This is a genomic window from Pseudomonas sp. NFPP28 (assembly GCF_900115535.1).
GTDB classification, from domain to species: Bacteria; Pseudomonadota; Gammaproteobacteria; order Pseudomonadales; family Pseudomonadaceae; genus Aquipseudomonas; species Aquipseudomonas extremorientalis.
On record NZ_FOWT01000001.1, the window covers coordinates 1,095,836 to 1,104,863 of the forward strand.

Below are 9,028 nucleotides of genomic sequence, written 5' to 3' on the forward strand. Positions count from 1 at the left end.
AAGCACAGCTCGGCCACTTGTGGATAACTAAAGAGCGGGGATTCTACCGCTGTTTGGCAACAATCGCCCACTGCGTACTGACCGGCTGTGGATAAATCCCGCGTCCGATGCAGTACAATCGCGACTTTTAATCGCCAACCCGCCGGCCATTCCAATGATCGAACCCAAGCGCGTCTTGCGCGCCCTCGCCGAACACTGGGCCCTGCTTGAGCCACTGTGCGAACACTTCGACCAAGGCACCCTGAGCCTGGGCGAACTGCGCGCACAACTGGCCGCCCAACAACTGGACAGCACGCCACAGGACATCACCAGCCTGCTGGACGTGTGGATTCGCCTGGATATCCTGGTGCCTGTTGCCAAGAGCCCGAACCGCTTCGAGCTCAATGCACAGATCCATGACTTCCTGGCCTATCTTCGCAAGGAGCACCGGCTTGGCCTGTGCCTGGAAATCGAAGCCTACCTGCGCCACCTCGAGCGCCTGGCCGGTTACATCCAGGACGCCTTCGATATCCGTGATGGCCACGACCTGGCCCGTCAGTTGCGCCTGCTCGACATGCGCGTGCGCGACGTGCTGAAAAAACTCGCCAACGACGAACAGGCCCTCGCCGCAGTGGCCGATCGCGCCAAGACCAGCGACCGCCAGATTCCGTTGCGCCAGCGTTATGCCGAGGTCCTCGCGACCTGGGACGAATACGTCGAACCGATGATCCAACTGGTGAACGCCGACGGCGCCTTCGAGCAAGGCGTGCGCAAGGTGGAAAATGTGCTGTTGCGCATGCTCACCGAGCAGCAGCGTCTCGGCCATCTGGTGGACGACGACATGCTGCTGCGCACCCACGCGCGCATCCTGGAGATGCAGACCAGCGCCCAGCTGACTCTGCGCCACGCCCGCGAGCTGCTGCTACCGCTGCGCGAAGAAGCGCGTCGGCACAACGCCGTGACCCGTGGTGCGGCGCTGGCGTTGTCGGCCATTCGCCGTAAAGGCCTGGACGCAGTGCCCCAGGCGGCGATGCCGATGTTCACCCGGCCGCAGAGCACCTTCCTCGGCAGTGCCAGCCAGGTGGAAGCCTACGTGTATGCCCTGGCGAATTTCGAGCCGAAACCGGCGCGTTTTCCCAAGGCGCACAAGTCCCACAAGGGCGACGCCCAGCGCGCACCACGCACCGTCAAGGAAATGCTCGAGCGCTGCGAAGACGCGCTGCCGATGCCGGACCTGATGACCTGGCTGCTGGAGCAGGAACCCGACGGCGCCACCGACGAATTGCTGTACTGGTTCTCGCGCCTCTCGCGGGAAAAACGCTTCAAGCGCGAACGCCTTGAACGCCGCGACTACCACACACACGAGCACCAGGTCAGCCTGCGCTCCTTCGCCCTGCTCCCGGCCAGCCCTGATGCAGCCGAGAATTCTGCGAGCACACCTTATGCATCTTGATCTATCCGAACTGTCCCAGCTGGCGCCGATCTTTCGCGAGCTGTTCAAGGGTTACCACGTCAGCCGCCGCGACCCGGAGCTGTACGCACAACTGTCGAACTTCCAGGACCAGTACCGCACGCTGTTCAAGGCCCTGGGCTTTGAGCTGGTGTGCGACACACGGGGCTTCTACTACTTCGTGCCGGACACCGCCGTGGCGGCCGCGCAGGTCAACAAGACCGCCCAGCGCCTGGCGTTGTTCACCTTCATCATCGTCGAGCACCTGGCCGACCAGGGCCGCGACCCGATTGCCGTGCTCGACGGTGGCAGCCTGGGCCGTGATGAGTTGCCGTCGTTGCTGGAGAAGTACCGCGACCTGTTTATCCAGGCCGAAGTGCAGACCCAGGAAGAACTCGAAGAAAAAATCATGCGCCGTATGACCCAGCTGGGTTTTGCCAGCGAAGACAACGGCATCTATCGCTTCCTGCCGCCGATGCACCGCTTCCTCGATGTGTGCCTGTCGGTGCAGCAAGACCGCGACCTGGCAGCCAGCGTGCACAGCGTGTTGCCGCTGCCGGCACCGGTGATCATCGACGAAGACAGCGATGAGAAATTGTTGAAAACCGATGACCCACTCGACTTGAGCGACTTCGCCGATGAGAGCGAAGAAGACGCCCTGGCCCGCGCCATTGCCGAAGAACAGGAGACCGATGCATGAGTAAGGAACGCTACGGCATCCGCCGCTTCGCCCTATTGAACACCGCCGGTTACAGCCTGGGTCTGTTCCCGCTGGAAGAGCCGCTGTCGGTATATGGCGCAAACAACCTGGGTAAATCCGCGTCGATCAACGCCTTGCAGTTCCCGATCCTGGCGCGCATGTCGGACATGAGTTTCGGCAAGTACACCCTGGAACAATCGCGGCGCTTCTACTTTGCCACCGACACCAGCTACATCCTCGTGGAAGTCTCGCTGCCCCACGGCCCACACGTGATCGGCGTGGTCGGGCGCGGCCCGGGCGGTGGTTTCGGTCACCAGTTCTTTGCCTATGCCGGCAAGCTGGACCTGGCGCACTACCAGAAGAACGACACCTGCCTGCGTCAGAAGGAGCTGTTCACCAACCTTGAGCGCGAAGGCCTGAAAGCCTACGAACTCAAGCCGGATGAGCTGCGTCGCTTGCTGGTGGGTGGGCATACGTCAATCCCGCTGGACCTGACGTTGATTCCGCTGCGCTCCACCAGCGAGCAGAGCCTGAAGACCTTCCGCGCGCTGTTTATCAACCTGCTGCACATGCGTGAAATCACTGCGGCCAAGCTCAAGCAATTGTTTCTCGATGCCTTCGAACACAGCTTGCGTTCCGGCAGTGTCGATTACATCGCCGCGTGCGAAGAAGCCTTCCGCGATGTAAGGCGCATGGAGCAGGACTACAACTCCCTGGTCGCCGCCGGCCCGCTGGTAGAAGCGCTGTCCAATGGTGTTCGCCAGCGCGACGTGCTGCGTGGCAAATTGCATCGCCTGTCGCCGCTGCTGGATTCGTTGCTGGGCACCTGGTCGGACTACGCCAGTGCACGCAAGGAAGAACTGACGATCCAGGCCGAGCACTACCGCAACGAGCAGGACGCGCTGCAGAACGACCAGCGTGGCGGCACCCAGGAGCTGATGCGCCTGGAGCGGGAAATCAGTGGTATCCAGCGTTGGTTGGGCGAGTTGTCGGTGCTCAAGCATCGATTTGCCCTGGTGGATGACGTCAAGGTGCTGGAACAGCAACTGCTGGCGGCCAAGGATGCCCACGATGAGTTGGCCGGCGCCCTGGCGCAGTCGCGGCAGTTCAGCGCCGAGGATCTGGACGAGCGTTTGCGCGACCTTGAAAAGCGCTTGAAGTCGGTCAAGCAACAGCTCGACCATGCGGACAACAACAGCTACGCCAAACTGCGGGAAGAATTCTCACAGCAAGACGTCGAGCGTCTGATGCGCCTGTTCAACAGTTCGCTGTTCAGCCTGCCGTTGGGCGAGCACGGCATCACGCTTGACGAAGACGGCCAGTGGGTCAAATCCCTGGAGCAGATCCTCGACGGCTTCAAGGGCGAGCGCTTTGAAGTGCCGGGGCTGTCCATCGACATCTCCCATATCGAACCGCCGGCATTGCAGGCCCTGGCAGATCGCGCGGCGTTGCGTGACCAGAAGGAACGCCTGGAAAAAGAACTCAAGCAGTTGAAAACCCAGCAGGCTGTAGCCTCCGACCGTGCCGCGAGCAAGACGCAGACCGAAGCGCTGTACCAGCAGGTGCTCGATGCGCAAAAGGCCCTTGAAGACTTCCGCCGTGCACAAACCCTGAGCGCCGAAGAAGGCGAGAAGCTGGAAAACCTGGCGCAGATGGAAGCGGCGCAGGATGAGTTGAAGCGCTCCAGCGATGCGTTCACCGAGCGCGTTCAGCAGCTGTCGGCCAAGCTGCAATTGGTGGGCCGCCAGATCGGCGATATGGAAGCCAAGCAACGTACGCTGGACGACGCGTTGCGTCGCCGTCAGTTGTTGCCGGCGGACTTGCCGTTCGGCACGCCGTTCATGGACCCGATCGACGATTCCATGGACAACCTGTTGCCGCTGCTCAATGACTATCAGGACAGTTGGCAAGGTTTGCTGCGCGCCGATGGCCAGATCGAAGCGCTGTACGCCCAGGTTCGCCTCAAGGGCGTGGCCAAGTTCGACAGCGAGGATGATGTTGAGCGTCGCCTGCAATTGCTGATCAACGCTTATGCGCACCGCACGGATGAAGCGTTGACACTCGGCAAGGCCCGCCGTGCGGCGGTCACCGATATCGCACGGACCCTGCGTAACATCCGCAGCGACTACGACAGCCTTGAGCATCAATTGGCGTTGTTCAACCGTGAGATCAACAAGCGCCAGGTCTCCAACCTGCAAAGCTTCCGCATCGTACTGGCGCCGAACAAGGAAGCGCTCAAGCATATCGACCAGATCATCCACAGTGCCGGTCAATATGAAGAAGGCGAAACCCTCTCGGTATTCGACCTGAGCCAGAGCGCCGAGCAGGACAACAAGAACGAAGAAGCCAAGGAGTACCTGGCGCGGCTGGTGGCGGCCAACCACAACCAGCTGGGCCTGAAGGATTTGTTCGAACTGGCGTTCGAGATTACCAAGGTGCATGGCCAACCGGTGATTCATACTGACATCGATGGCGCCGCGTCCAACGGCACCACCATGACCATCAAGGCGCTGACCAACATGTACCTGTTGCTGCACTTGATGGACCGCGACCAGGCCGGGCGTGTACGTTTGCCGTATTACCTTGACGAGGCAGCGGATATCGACGAGAAGAACCAGGCCGCATTGCTGGAGACCAGCTTGCAGTTGGGCTTTGTGCCAATCCTGGCCAGTGTGAAGCCGCAGGTGTCCGCCCAGGTGGCGATCGACCTGGAAGGCGGCAGCGGGCCGAATGGGATCTACATTGATGAGGCGGACTGGAAGTACATCCGCCGTCATGATGTGGTGAAGGCAACGGTTAATGTACAGGCGGATGAGCCGCAGTTGGATGAAGTCTGACGCCCTGCGCTGAAATGCAAAAAGGCCGCGATCTCATGGATCGCGGCCTTTTTTGTGGCGCTTATTTGCCGAGCGGGATTTTAGGTGCCCAGGTCAGCCACTCATCTTCGAACTTGTCGAACAGCGGGAAGGTTTGCTGTGGCCGGGCGGCATTGCCCATGCGCTCGCCATCGGGTGTGGCGAAGGCGATACCGCCGGCGACCAGGGTCTCCAGGGATTCCGTGCGTACGGTGGCGCCTTTGAACAGGCCGAAGTCGAGGCCAAAGCCACTGGTGTTCCAGAACCGGCTCCCGCCACGGACCAGCGGGGCATATTTGGGCTCGATCAGAATGTGGATCAATACACGGTCGGCAGTTTGCCCCAGCTCGTAGCCGGTGACTTTGCCCACAGTGACTTCGCGGTAGGTGACCGGCACGCCCTCCTTCAGCGAACCACGGCGGGCGGCGCTGAGGGTCAGGCTCAGGCCGGCTTCCTGATGGGCGGCTTCAGGGGGCTGGGCGAGCGCGACAAAACTCTTTTGCGGGCCGGCGTTTTTCGCAGCCGGTTGCACTTCGATGTATTGACCGGTGACCAGGGTTTCCAAGTTGGCGGTTTTCATCAGGCCCAGCTCAGGCTTGACCACCCAGAACTGGCTGCCGACGCGGGCGATGCGGTCAGCCACTTGGGTGATACGCGCACTGAGCAGTACCGATTGCATGTCGGCACTGAGGTCGACACTTTCAATCTTGCCCACGTCCAGGCCTTTGAAACGCACAGGAGTGCCGGGACGCATGCCGTCGGCGCGGTCGACCTTGATGGTCACCAGGGTACCGTGCTGGTTGGCAGCATCGCGGTCGGCAAACAGGCGGAAACGCGGGATGCGTTTTTTCAGCGGAACGTTCTGCTCGGGTGTTTCGAAGGCGATGCCACCCGCCATCAGGCTGGCCAGGGATTCACTCTTCACCTGGATTCCACCAGTGAGACCACCGGTCAGGGTGACACCACTGGCGTTCCAGAAGCGCGTCGAGCCATTGACCAGGTTTTCGTATTCCTTCTCGATGTGGACGCCGATCACCAACTGCTTGTTCTTGCGCGAGAACTGGTAGCTCTGCACCGAGCCCACCTTGACCTGTTTGTAGAGGATCGGACTGCCGACATCCAGGGAACCGAGGTTGTCGGTGAACAGCACCATGTGCAGGCCAGGGGAACGCAGGTCCAACGGTGGCGCCTTGGCCCGTGCGACGTACTCACGCTGTGGAGGCGTCCCTTTGTCCCCCGGGCGAATGGCGATGTAGTTCCCTTTGACCAAGGCTTCGAGCCCTGTGATACCCGCAAGGGAAATAGACGGTTTGACCACCCAGAACTGAGTGTCCTGTACCAGGTAATCTTCAGCCAGGGGATCGAGGGTCAGCTCGGCGTTAGCACTGGAAAGGTCCGGATTGATCTTCAGCGTTTTCAAGCTACCGACCTGGATACCTTTGTACATCACCGGAGTGCGGCCAGCCTGCAGGCCTTCGAAGTCGGAGAGTGTGACCTTGACCTTGATTCCGGCCGCAGCGGCGTCGAAATCTTCGTACAGGCGGAATGGCAGACTTGGGTCCGTAGGCGGACTGTCCTTGCGGTTCTCCGGCGTGGCGAAGGCGATACCGCCGGCAACGATGCTTGAGAGGGATTCGCTGCGCACTTTCACGCCGGAGAGGTTCGCATCGATGCTGATGCCGCTGGCGTTCCAGAAACGTGTGTGTTTACGCACAAGGCTGGCGTAGGTCGGTTCGATATAGACCTTGATCTCGACGGTGCTCTGGTCTTCGGAGAGCAGGTAGCTTTTGACCTGGCCCACCTGGATCTGCTTGTAGAACACCGGGCTGCCACGGTTCAGAGAACCCAGACGGTCAGCCTTGATGGTCAGGTGCAAGCCGGGCTTGGCGTCGGACAAGGGGGGCTCTTCGGAGAGCGCCTTGAACTTGCGCGTGGGCTCACCGTCGCCAGGGCTGGCGGCGATGTAGTTGCCCGACACCAGGGTTTCCAGGCCAGTGATGCCGGCCAGGCTGACACTCGGCTTGACCAGCCAGAAACGGGTGTTGGTCTTCAGGTACTGTTCGACATCCTTGTTCATCTCGATGGTAGCAATCACCCCGCGATTGTTACCTTCGTCATCTAGGGCCAGGGCCTTGACCTTGCCCACCGGCATGCCTTTGTAGACCACTTCCGTTTTGTTGACCTGGATACCTTCGCCACTCTCAAAGCGCACCTGGATATCGATGCCCTGTTGAGAATAGGCACGCCACCCCAGCCAGCCACCGATGATCAGGGCAATCAGAGGTAACACCCAAATGGCCGACCAATTGGAGGCGGGGCGGGTTTTAGCTTTTGGCAAATCACTCATGGTCGTCGTCCGACTCCGTGTTATCCCAAATCAGTCGGGGATCAAAAGTTACTGCGGCAAGCATCGTCAAGATCACCACACTGGCGAACGCCGCAGCGCCGAGATTGGCCTCGACACTGGCAAGTCGCCCAAAATTTACAACCGCCACCAGGATGGCGATCACGAAGATATCCAGCATGGACCAGCGGCCAATGAATTCGATAAAGCGGTACATCACAATGCGTTGTTGCGCGGACAACGGTTGGTGACGCTGCACCGAGAACAGTAGCAGACCTATGCCGACCAGCTTGAACGTCGGCACCAGGATGCTGGCGATGAACACCACGGCAGCGATGGGGTACATACCATGCTGCACCAGCTGGATCACGCCCGCCATGATGGTGCTGGGATCACCCTGACCAAGGCTATTGATGGTCATGATGGGCAACACATTGGCTGGAATATACAAGATGGCCGCCGTGATCAGCAGTGCCCAGGTGCGGGTGAGGCTATTGGGGCGGCGGGCATGGACCAGCGCACCACAACGCGTGCACAGCTGCTCATCGCTATCAGTGTCCTGTTTGTTCAATTCGTGGCATTCGGTACAAATCAGAATGCCTGCATCAATCGCCCGCATGATCATCCTCTCCTGACAACGCTTGCCAGATCTGGTGGGGCGACATCACCACCTCAAGCAGTACTTGAACCATCAGCAGGCTGATAAAACAGACCAAGCCCAGGCCAATGGTGATGGACGCCATATCGGCGAGTTTTACGATCGCCACCAGCACCCCCATCAAGTAGACCTCCAACATCCCCCAATCCTTCATGTGGTGGTAGATGCGGTACAACAGCAGTCCATAACTGCGGCCGATATTCCAACGGATGCTGAGCAGTACTGCCAACTGGCAAATCAGCTTGAGCAATGGGATGCCCATGCTGCACAGGAACACAACGGCGGCGACGCCTTGCATGCCGGTATCGAACAGACCGACAACGCCGCTCCACACGGTATCCTCGGAGGACTGCCCAAGTAGATTGAGCTGCATGATGGGTAGAAAGTTCGCGGGTATATACAGCAACAGTGCAGCCAGCACCAAGGCGAGACTTCGCTCAACGACATTGTGGCGGTGAGCGTAAAGCTCATAACCGCAACGCGGGCATTGGGCTTTTTCGCCGAGGGAGAGCACCGGTTTGCGCATCAGCAAGTCGCACTCATGGCATGCCACCAGGTCGTCCAGTGGTAAATCCGATAGCTCTAGGGCATCAGCCGGATCAGGCATAGATAGGGCTCTGGCTCTAAAAATGGTTAGGTGCCTATTCTAGTGCTCTGGTTCAGAAATAACTGTGCAAATTTGTCGTGGGGTAGGTAGTGCTTGAGTTTCCGACCGCCCAAAACAAAACCCCTGACTGCGTTAGCAATCAGGGGTTCTGGAATTTAATCTTGACGATGACCTACTCTCACATGGGGAAACCCCACACTACCATCGGCGATGCATCGTTTCACTACTGAGTTCGGGATGGGATCAGGTGGTTCCAATGCTCTATGGTCGTCAAGAAATTCGGGTACTGAGTCGCGGCCTGGGCCTCGCTTCAGCAAATTGGGTATGTGACAGCTTTCGGTGTTTTGTGAACGTCGAACTTTCGGTTCATTTTCGTCTTCACACACCGCAATCTGATGCTCGTTAGAGTAGTCAAATTGCTTGGGTGTTATATGG

General features: G+C 59.5%; 6 protein-coding genes and 1 rRNA gene. 3 read left to right on the plus strand and 4 right to left on the minus strand.

The window, feature by feature from the left end; translation table 11 throughout:
- The first annotated feature begins 154 nt into the window (after nucleotides 1–154).
- The 3 genes from mksB to mksF are packed head-to-tail and all read left to right on the plus strand — an operon-like array spanning nucleotide 155 to nucleotide 4,966.
- Nucleotides 155–1,432: an Mks condensin complex protein MksB gene (gene mksB / locus BM110_RS05245; RefSeq protein WP_071490983.1), complete on the plus strand. Its 1,278-nt coding sequence runs from the start codon at nucleotides 155–157 to the stop codon at nucleotides 1,430–1,432.
- Nucleotides 1,422–2,129 (plus strand): Mks condensin complex protein MksE, encoded by a 708-nt coding sequence (gene mksE, locus BM110_RS05250; RefSeq protein WP_016974932.1) that lies wholly within the window; start codon nucleotides 1,422–1,424, stop codon nucleotides 2,127–2,129. The genes mksB and mksE overlap by 11 nt, the downstream gene beginning before the upstream one ends.
- Nucleotides 2,126–4,966, plus strand: a complete 2,841-nt coding sequence (gene mksF / locus BM110_RS05255) for an Mks condensin complex protein MksF (protein ID WP_092240497.1) — start codon at nucleotides 2,126–2,128, stop codon at nucleotides 4,964–4,966. Before mksE ends, mksF begins: the two co-directional genes overlap by 4 nt.
- Nucleotides 4,967–5,027: 61 nt before the next feature.
- On the opposite strand, the gene BM110_RS05260 is transcribed toward mksF, so the two are convergent.
- The 4 genes from BM110_RS05260 to rrf form a co-directional block, all read right to left on the minus strand.
- Nucleotides 5,028–7,331, minus strand: a complete 2,304-nt coding sequence (locus tag BM110_RS05260) for a PqiB family protein (RefSeq protein ID WP_092240494.1) — start codon at nucleotides 7,329–7,331, stop codon at nucleotides 5,028–5,030.
- On the minus strand, nucleotides 7,324–7,947 hold the full coding sequence (locus tag BM110_RS05265) for a paraquat-inducible protein A (RefSeq protein WP_071490979.1): 624 nt from the start codon (nucleotides 7,945–7,947) through the stop codon (nucleotides 7,324–7,326). The genes BM110_RS05260 and BM110_RS05265 overlap by 8 nt, the downstream gene beginning before the upstream one ends.
- Nucleotides 7,934–8,593 (minus strand): paraquat-inducible protein A, encoded by a 660-nt coding sequence (locus BM110_RS05270; protein ID WP_092240492.1) that lies wholly within the window; start codon nucleotides 8,591–8,593, stop codon nucleotides 7,934–7,936. Before BM110_RS05270 ends, BM110_RS05265 begins: the two co-directional genes overlap by 14 nt.
- A 159-nt stretch (nucleotides 8,594–8,752) precedes the next feature.
- Nucleotides 8,753–8,868: ribosomal RNA gene (rrf, locus tag BM110_RS05275) — 5S ribosomal RNA — on the minus strand.
- Nucleotides 8,869–9,028 lie beyond the last annotated feature (160 nt).

What these genes read in the sequence shown, in the direction of transcription:
- mksF (WP_092240497.1), top strand. Translation starts at nt 2,126, where the DNA reads ATGAGTAAGGAACGCTACGGCATCCGCCGCTTCGCCCTATTGAACACC.
- mksE (WP_016974932.1), top strand. Translation starts at nt 1,422, where the DNA reads ATGCATCTTGATCTATCCGAACTGTCCCAGCTGGCGCCGATCTTTCGC.
- BM110_RS05265 (WP_071490979.1), bottom strand. Translation starts at nt 7,947, where the DNA reads ATGCGGGCGATTGATGCAGGCATTCTGATTTGTACCGAATGCCACGAA.
- mksB (WP_071490983.1), top strand. Translation starts at nt 155, where the DNA reads ATGATCGAACCCAAGCGCGTCTTGCGCGCCCTCGCCGAACACTGGGCC.
- BM110_RS05260 (WP_092240494.1), bottom strand. Translation starts at nt 7,331, where the DNA reads ATGAGTGATTTGCCAAAAGCTAAAACCCGCCCCGCCTCCAATTGGTCG.
- BM110_RS05270 (WP_092240492.1), bottom strand. Translation starts at nt 8,593, where the DNA reads ATGCCTGATCCGGCTGATGCCCTAGAGCTATCGGATTTACCACTGGAC.